The organism is Oleiphilus sp. HI0128, assembly GCF_001635365.1.
This window is the reverse complement of sequence record NZ_LWGG01000601.1, coordinates 1-15770: the sequence shown is the minus strand read 5'-3', so window position 1 is coordinate 15770 and position 15770 is coordinate 1. Positions and strand designations below refer to the sequence as shown.

General features: G+C 45.6%; 11 protein-coding genes. 5 read left to right on the top strand and 6 right to left on the bottom strand.

Going from position 1 to position 15770, the window contains the following annotated elements; genetic code table 11:
* The first annotated feature begins 35 nt into the window (after positions 1 to 35).
* The 3 genes from A3763_RS07330 to A3763_RS07320 all read left to right on the top strand — a co-directional run bounded on the left by A3763_RS07330 (position 36) and on the right by A3763_RS07320 (position 4191).
* Entirely contained in the window at positions 36 to 512 is a 477-nt protein-coding gene (locus tag A3763_RS07330; protein WP_068509047.1) for an RNA pyrophosphohydrolase, read from the top strand.
* 41 nt (positions 513 to 553) lie between these two features.
* Entirely contained in the window at positions 554 to 2839 is a 2286-nt protein-coding gene (ptsP, locus tag A3763_RS07325; protein WP_068509049.1) for a phosphoenolpyruvate--protein phosphotransferase, read from the top strand.
* Between the two features lie 89 nt (positions 2840 to 2928).
* Complete coding sequence (locus A3763_RS07320; protein WP_068509051.1) at positions 2929 to 4191, top strand: patatin-like phospholipase family protein; 1263 nt, start codon at positions 2929 to 2931, stop codon at positions 4189 to 4191.
* 319 nt (positions 4192 to 4510) lie between these two features.
* Here the strand turns inward: A3763_RS07320 and hslU are convergent, their stop codons facing one another.
* The 5 genes from hslU to A3763_RS07295 form a co-directional block, all read right to left on the bottom strand.
* Entirely contained in the window at positions 4511 to 5836 is a 1326-nt protein-coding gene (hslU, locus tag A3763_RS07315; protein WP_068509052.1) for an ATP-dependent protease ATPase subunit HslU, read from the bottom strand.
* A 76-nt stretch (positions 5837 to 5912) separates the two neighbouring features.
* The gene (hslV, locus tag A3763_RS07310; RefSeq protein ID WP_068509054.1) at positions 5913 to 6443 is read right to left on the bottom strand and encodes an ATP-dependent protease subunit HslV; all 531 of its coding nucleotides are present in this window, start codon (positions 6441 to 6443) and stop codon (positions 5913 to 5915) included.
* Between the two features lie 155 nt (positions 6444 to 6598).
* The gene (locus tag A3763_RS07305) at positions 6599 to 7264 is read right to left on the bottom strand and encodes an SPOR domain-containing protein (RefSeq protein ID WP_082865176.1); all 666 of its coding nucleotides are present in this window, start codon (positions 7262 to 7264) and stop codon (positions 6599 to 6601) included.
* A 33-nt stretch (positions 7265 to 7297) separates the two neighbouring features.
* Positions 7298 to 8989, bottom strand: a complete 1692-nt coding sequence (gene argS, locus A3763_RS07300) for an arginine--tRNA ligase (RefSeq protein WP_068509056.1) — start codon at positions 8987 to 8989, stop codon at positions 7298 to 7300.
* Positions 8990 to 9124: 135 nt separating this feature from the next.
* Positions 9125 to 11335, bottom strand: a complete 2211-nt coding sequence (locus tag A3763_RS07295) for a primosomal protein N' (protein WP_068509058.1) — start codon at positions 11333 to 11335, stop codon at positions 9125 to 9127.
* 292 nt (positions 11336 to 11627) lie between these two features.
* Here A3763_RS07295 and rpmE point away from each other — a divergent pair, with 292 nt between their 5' ends.
* Positions 11628 to 11840: a 50S ribosomal protein L31 gene (rpmE, locus tag A3763_RS07290; protein ID WP_068509060.1), complete on the top strand. Its 213-nt coding sequence runs from the start codon at positions 11628 to 11630 to the stop codon at positions 11838 to 11840.
* A gap of 235 nt (positions 11841 to 12075) precedes the next feature.
* Complete coding sequence (locus tag A3763_RS07285) at positions 12076 to 13338, top strand: malic enzyme-like NAD(P)-binding protein (RefSeq protein ID WP_197470071.1); 1263 nt, start codon at positions 12076 to 12078, stop codon at positions 13336 to 13338.
* Between the two features lie 129 nt (positions 13339 to 13467).
* On the opposite strand, the gene A3763_RS07280 is transcribed toward A3763_RS07285, so the two are convergent.
* The coding region (locus A3763_RS07280; protein WP_068759966.1) for a penicillin-binding protein 1A at positions 13468 to 15770 on the bottom strand (2303 nt) is incomplete at its 5' end.

The following is a 15770-nucleotide window of genomic DNA, read 5'->3' as shown; positions in this document are numbered from 1 at the left end:
GGCAATGTAAATATCTATAGACGGGAAATTAGAGAGTGATAGATTCTGACGGTTTCAGATTAAATGTCGGAATTATTCTCGCAAACGAATTTAATGAGGTACTTTGGGCAAGGCGAATCGGACAAAATTCTTGGCAGTTTCCGCAAGGTGGAATCAAAGTTGATGAGACTCCTGATGAAGCACTTTACCGTGAATTGAATGAAGAAATAGGTTTGCAGCCTTCAGATGTACAGATTGTGGCCAAAACAAAGGGTTGGTTACGCTATCGATTACCCAAGAAAATGATTCGCCATAACTCCTTACCGTTATGCGTCGGACAGAAACAAAAGTGGTATATGTTACGCATGCTGAGTGCTGACTCAAGCATATCTGTAGATCGGAACGTGAGCCCCGAGTTCGATCGTTGGCAGTGGGTAAGTTATTGGTATCCGCTGGGTCAGGTTGTCTCATTTAAGCGAGAGGTATACCGAAGAGCAATGAAAGAGTTATCAACTGACTTATTTAAGAACTAAGCCACCTATTGGAAACGTGGGCATAATATAAAGGGTATTAAATGCTAAGCATACTTCGCAGTATTGTTCAGGAAGTGAATAGTGCCGCTAGTCTTGAGGAAGCACTGAATATTATTGTCAGTCGCGTTCAGGAGGCTATGAGTACGGAAGTATGTTCCATCTATCTTCTTGATCCGGCAGAAAATCGTTATGTCTTGCGTGCCTCTCGTGGCTTGCGGGAAGATGCGATCGGGAACGTGAGCTTGGGTTATTCAGAGGGTCTGGTTGGTTTGGTTGGTGTTAGGGAAGAGCCGATAAACCTCGAAGATGCCCAGCAGCATGAACGCTACCGCTATTTGCCTGAAACGGGAGAAGAGCGTTTTACAAGCTTTCTTGGTGTTCCAATCATTCATCATAAAAAGGTATTGGGTGTATTGGTTGTTCAGGAAGCCAGTAACCTGCGTAAGTTTGATGAAGGTGAAGAAGCTTTTCTAGTTACGGTTTCTGCACAGCTGGCGAGCGTTATAGCGCATTCAGAAGCAACTAAAGCAATTGAGTCAGTTTCTGAGAGTGGGAAAGTAGCGCAGGATATCGCCTTCAAGGGTATCGCTGGTGCACCAGGCGTTGCGATTGGTCGCAGTGTTGTTGTTTTTCCGCTTGCCGACCTGGATGCGGTGCCTGATAGAAGTGCTGAAAATATTGATGATGATATCATTTCATTTGAAAATGCGGTTGAGTCCGTCCGTAAAGATATTCAAAGCGTCGGTGAGCGTTTATCTACCCAGTTAAGGCCTGAAGAACAAGCTTTGTTTGATGTCTATCTTGGTATGTTGGATGACAATGCTCTGGCAGGAGAAGTGATCACCCAGATAAAAGCCGGGAAGTCTGCCCAAACCGCATTAAAAAATACCATTAGTGAATATGCACGTCATTTTGAAATGATGAATGATGCCTATCTCAGCGAAAGAGCTGTAGATATAAAAGATCTGGGTTGCCGTATACTTTCATACCTGCAAACAGCGGATAAAAAACAGCATGACTATCCCGATAATGCGATCCTGGTCAGTGAAGAATTAACCCCTACTATGTTGGGTGAAATTCCGAAAGAGAAGCTACTCGGTCTTGTTTCGATTAAAGGCTCAGGAAATTCTCACGTAGCAATCTTAGCCAGAGCGATGGGGATTCCCACTGTCATGGGTGTGGTGGATATGCCACTCACACAGCTGGACGATAAAGAGTTAATAGTCGATGGCTACAATGGTGATATTTTTGCCTGCCCTTCTGAAGAGCTGCGTGGCTACTATGAGCAGATCGTCGAAGAAGAGAAGGCGCTGGATCAAGGCTTAGAGAAGTTAAAGAGCCTACCCTGCGAAACTAAAGACGGGCATCGCATCTGTGCCTGGGTGAATACCGGTTTAATGACTGATGTTGTTCGTTCACTGAATCAAGGCGCTGAAGGTGTTGGTCTATATCGAACTGAAGTGCCATTCATGATCAATGAGCGTTTCCCAAGTGAGCAAGAGCAGATGGACTGCTATCGCGAGCAACTGGAAGCGTTTGCACCGAATTATGTCACCATGCGTACCTTGGATATTGGCGGAGACAAAGCTTTATCCTACTTTCCGATCACAGAAGAAAACCCCTTCCTGGGTTGGCGAGGAATTCGTGTAACTCTGGATCACCCAGAGATATTTTTGGTACAAATGAGGGCTATGCTGAAGGCGAGTGTGGGCCTCGATAATCTGCGTATTATGCTACCGATGATCTCAAATGTTAACGAGGTTGAGGAAGCGCTACATCTTATTTATCGTGAATATCATGAAATCTGTGCTGAAGGTTATGACATATCTATGCCTCAAATCGGTGTCATGATAGAAGTACCTGGTGCAGTGTATCAAGTGAAAGAGCTTGCTGAACGAGTTGACTTCTTGTCAGTTGGTTCAAATGACTTAACCCAATACCTATTGGCGGTGGACCGAAATAATCCGCGTGTTGCCTCGCTTTACCATTCTTTTCACCCAGCTGTACTTCAAGCGTTATATAAGATTGCTCAGGATACCGCTGATCTACCCGTGCAGTTGAGCATTTGTGGAGAGTTGGCCGGTGACCCGGCTGGTGCCGTCCTATTGCTGGCGATGGGGTATGATGCTTTGTCTATGAACGCCTCAAATTTGCTTAAGGTTAAATCTGTTATTCGTGATATCGATATGACTTGGGCGAAAGACTTGTTAGATAGTGTTTTAGCACTGGATTCGCCCTACATTATCCAGAGTACGCTTAATTTGGCTTTAAAAGAAGCGGGCTTTAGCCGTTACCTACGACCTAGCAAAATTGGTGAGGAAAACTAGTCTGCTGCTTCCTAGTGTGAATACTCTAGTAATTATATTTACGCTTACTATTTTTAGAATTGATTAAATTGGACGATAGAGGTTATTGAATGTCTGAGGCGCAGCCAACAGAAAACAAAAAACTAACGTTGGGGATTGCACTCGGTGGCGGTGGCCCATTAGGTGGCATATATGAGATAGGGGCACTGCGTGCGATTGACGAGGCGCTCGAAGGGCTCGATTTCAATGACTTAGATATCTATGTAGGTGTAAACTCAGGCTCTTTTGTCGCAGCGAATCTAGCGAACCAGATGACTCCTGCACAAATGTGCCGAATCTTTGTGCGTAATGAGGCTGATGTTCACCCTTTTCATCCTGAAGTCTTTTATAAGCCGGCTTTTTCAGAATATACGCGTAGAATAAAATCTATACCCAAGATATTGCTTAATGCTGGTCTAAGTGTATTAAGTCACCCAAATGACCAGTCAGTATTAGAGGCTTTGACAGCGCTGGCTCAAGCCATTCCTTCTGGTATTTTTGATAATAATGGCTTCCATAAATATTTGAGCCGTTCGTACTCGTCAATTGGTAGAACAAATGAGTTCGAGAAGCTCCGTAAGCAATTGATTGTTATTGCGGCAGACTTGGAGTCAGGCGAGACTGTTCGTTTTGGTACCGAAGGCTTAACTGATTTGCCTATCTCCAAGGCTATCCAGTGTAGTATGGCTGCGCCCGGTATATACAAACCTGTAGAGGTCGGTGGACGTTATTATGTCGATGGTACCTTAAACAAAGGGATGCATACCTCGGTTGCCTTTGAGTCAGGTGCAGATATTGTTTTTGCCATTAACCCTGTTGTGCCGATAGATGTCGGGCAGGCCGTTCAAGCTGATACGATGAAGCGCGAGGAGTTGACGCAGTCAGGGATGCCGAATGTTCTTTCCCAGGCCTATCGTACAATGGTTCACTCTCGCCTTACTTCAGGCCTCAAGAATATATCCCGTGATTTCCCCGGAAAAGATGTATTGTCATTTGAGCCACCAAGGCACGATGCAAATTTGTTTTTCTCAAGTGTCTTTAGTTTTAACTCACGAAAAATGATGTGCGAGAGTGCTTATCAATTAACTCGGGCTAATCTTAGAAACAGGATCGATGAGCTCGAAAAAGTACTGGCACCAGCGGGTGTACGAGTCCGAAAAGATATTCTATTTGATGAGCAGAGAACACTCAGTACAGGTCTGTATGGTGAGGCCTTGCCAACCTACCAGGGTAGCCAGGAAAGCAGGCCCAAGACAATCAAAGTAAAGGGCGGTTCGTCTGGTGGTGACAGCTATTTTGAAAGAGTCTCTCAGAAAGTAGTATCTATGTTTTAAGATTAATTGGGGTCAGAGTAGAATGGCACTTACTTAAGCTAGGACGCGCTCCGACGCTTGTCATTCCCGCTATGCCCCATCGTCATTGCCGCGCAGGCGGCAATCTATTGTTTTGAATCCTACACGACTAAACAAAAAAGAAGACTTCTCGTCGCTGCATGATTTAATGCGTTTAGTTTTACTTTTAATGTGTCGCATAACTCGTAAAAACAATGGATTCCCTTATTCAAGGGAATGACGTCTTTGTTTGCCTTAAGTAAGTGCCATTGGGGTCAGAGTAAAAGCGAAGGTTTTTCCTCTGACCCTGATGATTTAATGATTACAAAATATATTGGCTTAAATCTTCATCTTCAGACAACTCATCGAGTTGCTCTTTAACGTAGTCAGCTGTCACTTCAAAGTCATCTCGTTGGCTGTCGCCAGCCTCAAATGATATATGCTCCAGAAGTCTCTCAAGCACTGTGTGCAGGCGACGAGCCCCGATATTTTCAGTCTTCTCATTAACCTTCCAGGCAATGTGTGCAATCGTTTCGAGTGCGTCCTCACTGAAGCTGAGTTTTAAGCCTTCGGTAGCCATAAGTGCAATATATTGGTCAATCAGTGAAGCATTTGGTTCGGTTAGAATCTTTTGGAAGTCTTCTGGTGACAGCGCTTTAAGCTCAACACGAATTGGTAGGCGCCCTTGAAGCTCAGGAATAAGGTCTGAAGGCTTCGATAGGTGGAAGGCGCCTGAAGCAATAAACAGAATGTGGTCTGTTTTGATTGGCCCAAGTTTAGTGGTTACTGTACTTCCTTCAATTAGTGGAAGTAAATCGCGCTGTACACCTTCGCGTGATACGTCGGCGGAGGAGCCTTCAGAGCGCTTGGCAACTTTATCGATCTCATCGATAAAGACAATACCGTTCTGCTCAACTGCCTGGATAGCTTTAGATTTAATGTCTTCTTCATTTACCAGCTTGCCAGCTTCTTCTTCTTTGACTTGCTTAAGCGCGTCTTTAACCGTTAGTTTTCGGGTTTTCTTTTTGTCACCGGACATGCTGGAAAAGATATTCTGAAGCTGGTTGCTCATTTCTTCCATGCCTGGAGGCGCCATAATCTCAACGCCTACAGGTGTGGCGCTGACTTCAATATCGATTTCTTTATCGTCTAAATCGCCTTCTCGGAGCTTCTTGCGGAAGATTTGTCGCGTCGAAGAATTATCGCTTTGAGCTGAGTCGGCACCCGTTCGTGCTGGAGGAAGCAGGGCATCTAAAATACGCTCTTCAGCAGCGTCAGCAGCTTTAGTGTCGACAAGCTTCATTTCTTTTTGCCGCAACATATTAAGGGCCGAGTCAGCAACATCGCGAACAATAGACTCTACATCTCTACCCACGTAGCCTACTTCAGTAAATTTCGTTGCTTCAACCTTCAGGAAGGGAGCATCAGCAAGTTTAGCCAAGCGTCGGGCGATTTCAGTTTTACCCACACCGGTTGGGCCAATCATTAAAATGTTTTTGGGGGAAATTTCTTCTCTTAAGGCCGGGTCAAGTTGCATGCGGCGCCAGCGGTTTCGAAGTGCGATAGCAACTGCACGCTTGGCTTCATCTTGGCCGATGATATGTTGGTTGAGCTCGTGTACGATTTCGCGAGGAGTCATGTTTGCCATGGAATTTAGTACCGTATCATGTAAAGGGTGATGTTGATTCGGGCTTTCGTTAAGTTGTGTCGTGCCTGATTAGTGGCTATTTGGCTTCACCAAGGTGCTCGATGGTAAAGGCATCATTAGTGAATACGCAGATGTTGGCAGCGATCGTTAGACCTTTTTCAACAATCTCTTGTGCTGATAGCTCGGTGTTTTCAAGTAGAGCTCTTGCGCTAGCTTGAGCGAAAGGGCCGCCAGAGCCAATTGCAATCAGGCTATCTTCAGGCTCTATTACATCGCCATTACCGGTGATGATAAGAGAGTTGTTTTCGTCTGCCACGGCAAGCAATGCTTCAAGCTTTCTGAGTGCGCGATCTGTGCGCCAGTCTTTGGCTAGCTCAACGGCAGCTTTAACAAGATTGCCTTGATGTTTCTCTAGTTGCGCTTCAAAACGTTCAAACAATGTGAAAGCATCTGCTGTGCCGCCTGCAAACCCGGCGATGACTTTGCCGTCATAGAGTCGGCGCACTTTTTTAGCGTTGCCTTTCATGATGGTGTTTCCGAGCGAAACCTGACCGTCGCCGCCAAGAGCAACTTCGCCTTCGCGGCGGACTGATAAGATGGTTGTCATGAACTTCTCCACAAAGTTTGCGTTCACCAATGCGGCCAAGTGGCTCAATTGGTGTTTTGACTAAATACTGCCAGCTGCGATTAAGCGATGTATTGCAGCAGCGAAAGTTTTTATATGGAGTCGCTTGAAGAGATATCAAGCGTTAAGAAGGCGCTTTAGCTATCTTTTTTTACTTTCTTGACGAGAGGCTGGATATTAAGAGATACAAGTTTATCCAGGGCGCTATTTAACTTACTACGGTTGGTGAATGGTCCGGTTTTAACTCGGTGCCAGACAGTACCTTTATCATTGGTAACTGTTTCAATATTGGCTTTTAAGCCCTTAAAGGCGATAGTGGCTTTTTGGCGCTCGGCATCTGCCCGGTTTTTGAATGAGCCAGTTTGAATCACATAGAAGTAGTCTTCACTGCCTGATTTTTGTTTGAAGCGATACTCTTCTACCTTCGGTGCAGTCACTGTCGATTCTGGAAGGATATCGTAAAAGTTGAAACGCTTTGCCGGTGCTTCTTCGGCGGGCGTGCTTTTGCTGGCAGAAGGGGATTTTTTGGATATTGTTGGCTGTTTCTCGGGTGTTTCAGTGGGCGGAATAGACTGTAAAAAATACAAGCCATAGGCAAAAGCACAGACCAGTACAATTAGGGAAAGAAAAAATGGTGTACGGTTTTTTACCGGCGCTGAGCTTGGCACTTCTTTAGGGCTTGCTCCGCTGGCCTTCTTGCTCGCGCTGCTTTTAGCCCCGCCAGACTTTCCCGAAGAACCTTTTTTTGTCTTGGGTGCTCCGGGCTTTTTAGTGGTCGAGGGCTTAGCAAAATCTTGAGTCATATGATCAACGCGTCAATAGTTTATCGGGTGTGATTACATTTCTTCAGGAGCGCTAACCCCTAGTAGCTTAAGCCCGTTTCTCAATACTTGCTGGATGCTTAGGCAAAGCACTGCACGAGCATCTCTAATTTTACTATCTTCAACCATTACAATATTTGAATTGTAGTAGGTATGGAAGTCGCTCGCCAAACTATATAGGTAGTTTGCAATTTGATGAGGCGCATTTTGCTCTCCCGCAATGCTGACAACTTCAGGGAAGCTAGCCAGCGTGTTTGCTAGTTTACGTTCGCTTTCAACGCTTAGCTGCTCTAGGTTGGCTAGGCCGTCTTCGGCAGACCACTCTGGAGAAGCTGCTAAAACCTTTCTAAAAATACTGCTAATTCGAGCGTGTGCATATTGGATATAGTACACAGGGTTGTCATTTGACTGGCTGCGAGCCAGGTCAATATCGAATGTTAGTTGTGAGCTGGGAGCGCGTGCGACCAGGAAGTAGCGAGTGGCATCGCGGCCAACTTCTTCGATCAAGTCTCGCAATGTGACGTAGCTGCCGGCACGTTTGGATAGCTTCACCTCTTCGCCGCCTTTCATGACAGTCACCATTTGGTGAAGAACATAATCAGGCCAGCCTTCAGGTATATCTTGCTTCAATGCTTGTAGGCCTGCTCGAACGCGAGTGATTGTACTGTGGTGGTCGGCACCCTGTTCATTTATGACGCGAGTAAAGCCACGTTGCCACTTGTCGAGGTGATAGGCTACGTCTGGCACAAAGTAAGTGTAGCCGCCTTCAGTTTTGCGCATAACACGATCTTTGTCGTCGCCAAAGTCTGTCGTTCGCAACCAAAGCGCGCCATCTTTCTCGTAGGTATAGCCATTTTCAATCAGAGCTTCCACTGCTTTTTCGACTTTACCATCGCTATAGAGAGAGCTTTCAAGGAAATAAACATCGAAATCAACGTCAAAGGCTTTTAGGTCTAGATCTTGCTCTCTTCTTAAATAGGCGACAGCAAAGTGTCTGATATCTTCCAGGTCGTCAGCGTTTTTGGTACCTGTAAAGCTCTGGTCGGCAGACTCGATGGTTTCACCGTTCATAAAGCTTTCAGCAAGCTCAATAATATAGTGCCCGCGATAGCCATCTTCTGGCCAGCTTGGGTCTTCAGGTGTTAAACCTTTGCAGCGAGCTTGAACAGATAGAGCCAGGTTATTGATTTGTTGGCCAGCATCGTTGTAATAGAACTCGCTGGTCACATCCCAGCCATTTGCACCGAGAAGTCTGCAAATGCTGTCACCGACTGCTGCGCCACGGCCATGCCCCACATGCAATGGGCCGGTAGGATTAGCGGAAACAAACTCGACTTGAACTTTTTGGCCTTTACCTGAGTTGTTGTGTCCATATTTATCCGCATTTTCAATAATTGAACTGAGGACGGCAAAGCTGCTGGCGGAGCTCATAAAAAAGTTGATGAAGCCAGGGCCAGCAATTTCAATTTTGTCTACGCTTGCATTATTTTGAGCGGTGATCTTTTCAACGATTTGCTCAGCAAGCGCTCGAGGTGGCATCTTGGCCTGCTTGGCTAAGACTAGCCCTATATTCGAGGCATAGTCGCCATGCGCTTTATCTTTTGTCGCATCAATATTGATCTTATAACTCGCGTCCGAAGGAATGACGTTCTCGTTGCTAAGTTCAGTCACAACCGTTTGTACAAGTTCAATTATCAGTTCTTTCATGCGCGTCCAGATTTACAAAAGCCAATGGGAAATTAAAAGGGGGCGTATTATCTATGATTCCGTTCAAGATTTAAACGCTAATACTTGGAGTCAGAGTAAAAAGTGCGCTTTTTACTCTGACTCCAAGTATTGCTATTAGACGTAATCGAGGGGGTCTGCGTCGATATATAGCTTGGTTTTATGGGATTTACGCGAATCTAGATAACAGCGCAAGCTATGTACAAGCTGCGAGCGAGCCTTCATATCTGAAATAAATAAATGCAAGTAGCTTCGGTAGATTCCAGACTTTCTGGCGATATTTGCTTCAATGGGGCCCGATATTTGTATCGCTGCCTCGTTAGAGTAACTTGCTAGCACCAAGTTTTTAATTGAACTCAACTCTTCAAGGTTTGCCTCAGCCTTGGCTGACTCAGCCCGGATAGTGAGCATTTTTGAGAAAGGCGGCAGCTCGCAATATTGGCGCTCTTCAAGCTCCTGCTGAGCAATGCTTGTATAGTCACTACGCAGAATAGGTTCAAAGATGGGGTGTTCTGGTTGGCGTGTCTGGATGAGCACTGTGCCATGCTTGTTACCGCGGCCCGTGCGCCCTGAAACCTGTAAAAGTTGCTGTGCGCTGCGCTCAATGGCTCGATAGTCGGCGCTAAAAAAACTGGCGTCGGCATCGATGATGGCGACCAGGGTGACGTTATGAAAGTCATGCCCTTTTGCGAGCATTTGTGTGCCAATCAACAAGCAAGGCTCTCCCTTATTGATTTGCTCGACTAGCTCAGTCATTTGTTTTTGGTTCTTTATGCTGTCTCTGTCAACACGCACCACGCTGGCGCTCGGGAATTGTGCCTGCAGTCCAAACTCTAGTCTTTCGGTGCCTGCGCCAAGTGGTGTCAGACTTGTGTGGTTGCATTCATGACAGGCTCTTGGAATGATTTCTTTATGATTGCAGTGATGGCAATGTAGCTGAGGTGGGCGACTATGAACAGTAAGGCGTGCATCACAGTGAGGGCACTGGGCGAGCCAACCGCAGCTATTACACATTAGTGTTGGTGAAAAGCCTCTGCGGTTTTGGAATATGATTACTTGGTTGCCTTGAGCAAGCTCTTCTCCGATTCGCTGCTTCAAGGGGCGAGAACAACCATTCTCCAGAGGACGGCTGCGGATATCGATTAGAAACATTTCCGGTGTTTGGCCTGCGCCGGCGCGTTCTTGCATTAAAGCTAGCTGATAGCGACCTAGCTTAACGTTATAGAGGCTTTCAAGTGATGGTGTTGCACTTCCTAGCACCACTTTGCATTGTTCAATCTGTCCGCGTTTGACTGATAGATCTCGTGCTGAATATTTGAAATTATCAATCTGCTTGTAGGAGGGGTCATGCTCTTCATCTACGATAATTATTCCGAGCTCTTTGAAGGGAGTAAAAATTGCTGAACGGGTGCCGATGATGACGCGTGCAATGCCTTCTTTTGCTAAAAACCAGCTAGTATATTTCTCTTTATGGCTCATGCCAGAGTGAATGACGCCAATAGGTGTGCTCAGCTGACTCTGGAACCTGAGTAGCGTTTGTGGGCTGAGGTTAATTTCTGGGATGAGAATGAGGGCCTGTTTACCTTGTTCAAGCTGTTTCTTTACGCATTCGATATAAACTTCAGTTTTGCCGCTGCCCGTTACACCCTGAAGTAGGGTTGCATTGATAGTTGCATCGGCGTTAAGAATTGTCTCAACTGCAAGCTTTTGCTCGGTATTGAGGGTTTTGCTTTGAATGGGCGCTTTGCTTTGTTGTTCTTTTTCCGCGCTCAGGGGGTCATAGACTTCTTTATATATGTAGCCTGCGCCTTCCAGGTTTTTGAGTTGACTGTTGCTATATCTCATAGCTTTGAGTGTATCGAGCCAAACGCCTTCAGGGTTGCTTTCGAGATAGTCGAGTATCTCTATTTGCTTGGTTGCATTCGCTCTACCTTCAAACTGTTTGGGGCTGCGATACCATTTGCTTAGCTCTATGCTTTTGACCAACGCGCCTTGCTTTGCAGAGGTTGTTCTAAGTGCTCCGGGCAGGGCGGTCGCGAAACAATCTCCAATAGGGTGACAATAATAGCTTGAGGCCCAGTTTAGCAGCTGCATCAAAACGCTTGGAAAAGTGGGTGATGGATCTAGAAGCGCCAAGGCGTTCTTGATTTTCCCCTCATGAGCCGAAGGGGTATTTTGTATTTTAGTGATAATGCCAACTAACTTTCTTGGCCCAAAGGGAACGAGAACCCTGCTCCCTTCCACAAGATATTCAGGGTTTATCTTATCAGGCGGCAGATAATCAAAGCAGCGAAATAAAGGGGTGGGGACTGCAACGGTGATGATCATGCAAGATACGAAGGAAATCTCTTAGAAGTAGGAGGCTAAATTCTAGTGCATTTCAAAAATGAAATAAACGATGCTTGCTTATTGTGTTTATTTTGTTAATATGCGCCGTCTTAAAAATTGGCAGTCACTCTGTCTTTTGTCTAAAAATTTGTTTTCAAGGCAAGTTTGAAGGTGTAAAGATAGATGGGAAGCCCCCTTTCGTGCGGTGCCTTAACGGCTCTTCTGGTTTTTTATAAGCTAAAAGAAGAGTGATAAGTGTAAGGTGGCGGCATAATTGAATTAGAGGTGTGCAATGAAAGAAGCTATTCATCCTGATTACCAGGAAATCGAAGCAAAATGTGGTTGTGGTAACGTTATTAAAACACGTTCTACGCTATGTAAAGATATTACTCTGGACGTATGTTCAGCATGTCACCCATTCTATACTGGTAAGCAGAAAGTAATGGATACAGGTGGTCGTATTGATAAGTTCAAGAAGCGTTTCGGCAGCCGTATCGGCGGCTAAGCTTTGTTTGGCGAGTTGCCAAAGAACTAAGATATTCCGAAAAAGAGCGCTTGTCGCTCTTTTTTCGTCTGGTTATTTGATGATTTCGGTCAAATGACAATAAAAAAGTTACGGCGTATTATCATTTGATAATTGTCCCTAGGGAATAAGTGATGTCATAATGTGCGCCGCGGACAGGCTTTAGGGCTTTAATGTCCCTGAAAGAACCTAAACGGAAAAACCAAAACGGTAGAATATAATGTCAGATTTCAAACAAGATGCTCTAGATTACCATGAGTTCCCGAAGCCAGGGAAAATCAGCGTAGAACTTTCTACTCCTGCTCAAACCTCTCGCGACCTTTCTTTGGCTTATAGCCCAGGTGTTGCAGAGCCAGTTAAGGAAATTGCTGCTGACCCGGAAAATGCATATAAGTACACTGCTAAAGGTAACTTGGTAGCGGTTATTACTGATGGTACTGCGATTCTTGGTCTGGGTGACTTAGGTCCTTTGGCTTCTAAGCCTGTAATGGAAGGTAAGTCTCTTCTTTTCAAACGTTTTGCTGGCGTTGATTCAATCGACATCGAAGTTGAATCTGAAAGCCCTCAAGCATTTATCGACACAGTGCGTCGTATTGCGATTACTTTTGGTGGCATTAACCTAGAAGACATTAAAGCACCTGAGTGTTTTGAAATCGAGCGTACGCTTAAAGAGCAGTGCAACATTCCAGTTTTCCACGATGACCAGCACGGTACTGCTATCGTAACGGTTGCAGGTGCATTGAACGCACTTGAAATTCAAGGCAAGAAAATTGAAGAAGCAAAAATGGCGGTACTAGGTGCCGGTGCTGCTGCAATTTCTTGTTCTAAGCTACTTACCCTTGCGGGTATGAAGCCAGAAAACATCTTCATGTGTGATCGTAAAGGTGTTATCCACTCTGGTCGTGATGATCTAAACCAGTACAAGGCAATGTTTGCAGTAGATACTGACAAGCGTACGTTTGACGATGCGCTAGACGGTGCTGATATCTTCTTGGGTCTATCTGGTCCTGATATGGTGACTGGTGAACAAATTAAGAAGATGGCTCCAAACCCAATCATCTTTGCATGTGCTAACCCGGTTCCAGAAATCATGCCTGAAGTGGTTGCAGAATCTCGTCCAGATGCTGTTATGGCAACAGGTCGTTCTGATTACCCTAACCAGGTAAACAACGTTCTTGGCTTCCCATTTATCTTCCGTGGTGCGTTGGATGTTCGTGCAACAGCTATCAATGAAGAGATGAAGCTGGCTGCTGCTAAAGCACTTGCTAATCTAGCAAAAGAGCCTGTAACTAAGGAAGTTCTAGACGCTTACGGTGTGGATTCAATGGAATTCGGTAAAGAGTACATCATTCCAAAAGCGACAGATTCCCGTTTGTTGGGTATTGTATCTACTGCGGTTGCTCAAGCAGCGATCGATACGGGTGCTGCGGAAGGTCCACTTCCTGCAAACTACCCACTTAAGTCTTTAGAAGATATCTAATGGCTTAACTCTTTAGAGCCAAAAGTTCTAAAGAAAACAAAAAAACCGGTGCTGGAAAGTACCGGTTTTTTTATGTCTCTATATTTTGTCTAGAGTAGAATGGGGTGGTGTCGTGAAGGCTCTTGCTAGTTAGAAGATATCTTCTGGAGCGATTTGAGGTTGTGTGCTTTCTTTGTGTTCAAATGCAGGTGGCAAGGTTCTAGGCTTTTTCGGTGCTAGCTCTTTTCTGAATATCTCGAACATGGCGTTGTCTGTGCCGGGCAGAGCTTGCTCGCCTGTTTCTTTGTTTATCCGAACGGTTACCAGGCCGTCAGGTTGGGGCAAGTTGGCGTTTGGTGTGCCTTCTAGAGCGACTGCCATAAAGTCATTCCATATTGGTAGCGCGGCGCGAGACCCGTATTCTCTCCTTCCTAGTGTTTGCGGCTTATCAAAACCAACCCAGACGCTAGTTTCTAGCTGAGTGTTGAAGCCGGAAAACCATGCATCCTTTTGGTCATTTGTTGTGCCAGTCTTGCCTGCCAGGTCTTTACGTTTTAGTTGTAGAGCCTTTCTGCCGGTACCTTTTGTGATAACGTCTTTTAGCATTGAGTGAAGAATATATATATCGCGTTCATCGGCGATGCGCGGGGCGTAGGTGATTTCCTCGTTAGTCTCTTTGTTGTCAATCTCTTCTGAGCTTTGTTGAGTGAGGCAGTTTTCACGGCATACGATGGGAGCCGTGTTTTTGAAAATTATGTTCCCCTCATTATCTTCGATATGAGATATCAGATGGGTATCAATTTTGTAGCCGCCGTTGGCTATCATTGCATATCCTCTGGCGATGCTGATAGGGGGGAGTCCGGCGCTGCCAAGCGCGAGAGACAAATCTCTGGGTAGGTCTTTTTTGTCAAAACCGAATTTCTCAATGGTGTTCAGTGTTTTTCGGACGCCAGTTTCTTTTAGGAGCCGAATAGATACCAGGTTGCGGGAATTATACAGTGCTTTTCGGATCCGGGTTGGGCCATAAAACTTACCGCTAGAGTTCTCGGGCCGCCATGCCGCTTCCAGATTGTCGTCCTCAAATACGATTGGGGCATCGTTGATAAGGCTTGCAGCGGTGGTCCCGTTTTCTATCGCTGCCAAATAAACAAAGGCTTTGAAGTTGGAACCTGGTTGTCGTTTGGCTTGTGTCGCGCGGTTGTAGTGGCTCATGGCAAAGTCATAGCCGCCAACCAGTGCCTTGATTGCTCCGTTGTCGGGGTTGATCGAAATAAGGGCGCCTTGTGCCTCCGGAAGTTGGCTTAGGTGGATGATTTCTGCCATTGCCGTTTCGCCGTCTTCATTGCTGGTTTCTGTGTTTGACGTGGTCACTTGAATCACGTCACCGGTTTGAAGTATGTCTTCCAGACTTTTGATGGCAGGACCTCTTCGGTCAACGGTCTCGTATTTTCTTGCCCATTCGGCCTGCTCGCGTAGCAAGGTCTTTTCCTGGCCATCTTTGAGTGATAATTTGGCGCTATCTTGAGATACTTCTAATACCAGCGCTGCTTGGTGTTGACGTGGGGTTTTGATGGAGCGTAGTTCACTGATCGCGCTTTCGATTGCTTCTTCAGAGCTAATGTCCAAGGTTTTTATTGGGCCGCGGTAGCCGTGACGCTTGTCGTAGTCTTCCAAGCCTTTTTTGACCGCGCGTGAGGCTGCTTCTTGTAGTTTGCTGTCTACGGTTAGGAAGACACGCATGCCAGAAGTGTATGCATCAGAACCGTAGCGATTAATAACTTCTCTTCTCGCCATTTCAGCAACATAAGGAGCATAAAGTTCCGAGCTTCCGCCATGGTAGCTGGCTGTAATGAGAGAGGATTTTGCTTCAGCGTGTTGTTCTGAATCGATCATCTCCAAATCAAGCATCCTGTCCAGGATCCAGTTTCTTCTGATTTTAGCTCGTTTGGCATTGGCTAAGGGGTTGTACCGAGACGGTGCTTTAGGAAGGCCCGCGATCATCGCCATTTGTGCCAGGTTTAATTCATCAATAGGCTTTCCATAATAGACTTGTGCGGCTGCATGAACACCGTAGGCTCTATTACCTAAATAAATCTTGTTTAAATAAAGTTCTAGGATTTCTTGTTTGGAGAGAGATTGCTCAATCTGAATCGCTAAAAAAATTTCATTGAACTTTCGGATGAAGGTTTTTTCTCTGGAAAGAAAAAAGTTTTTGGCAACCTGCATGGTGATGGTACTGCCGCCAGTTTGAATTCTTCCTGTGGTAACTAACTGAGTGGCTGCGCGAGCCAGGCCTTTTATATCTATTCCGCGGTGCTCAAAAAAACGATTATCCTCGGCTGCGATAAAGGCATTAAGCAAATTTTGAGGCGAGTCACCAATATTTATTGGCTTTCTTCTCTTTTCGCCAAACTCGGCTATGCTTTTGCTATCAAGTGAGTAAATACGTAAGG

Coding starts and splice junctions, on each gene's coding strand:
- ptsP (WP_068509049.1), top strand. CDS start 554: ATGCTAAGCATACTTCGCAGTATTGTTCAGGAAGTGAATAGTGCCGCT.
- A3763_RS07320 (WP_068509051.1), top strand. CDS start 2,929: ATGTCTGAGGCGCAGCCAACAGAAAACAAAAAACTAACGTTGGGGATT.
- hslU (WP_068509052.1), bottom strand. CDS start 5,836: ATGGCAAACATGACTCCTCGCGAAATCGTACACGAGCTCAACCAACAT.
- hslV (WP_068509054.1), bottom strand. CDS start 6,443: ATGACAACCATCTTATCAGTCCGCCGCGAAGGCGAAGTTGCTCTTGGC.
- A3763_RS07305 (WP_082865176.1), bottom strand. CDS start 7,264: ATGACTCAAGATTTTGCTAAGCCCTCGACCACTAAAAAGCCCGGAGCA.
- argS (WP_068509056.1), bottom strand. CDS start 8,989: ATGAAAGAACTGATAATTGAACTTGTACAAACGGTTGTGACTGAACTT.
- A3763_RS07295 (WP_068509058.1), bottom strand. CDS start 11,335: ATGATCATCACCGTTGCAGTCCCCACCCCTTTATTTCGCTGCTTTGAT.
- rpmE (WP_068509060.1), top strand. CDS start 11,628: ATGAAAGAAGCTATTCATCCTGATTACCAGGAAATCGAAGCAAAATGT.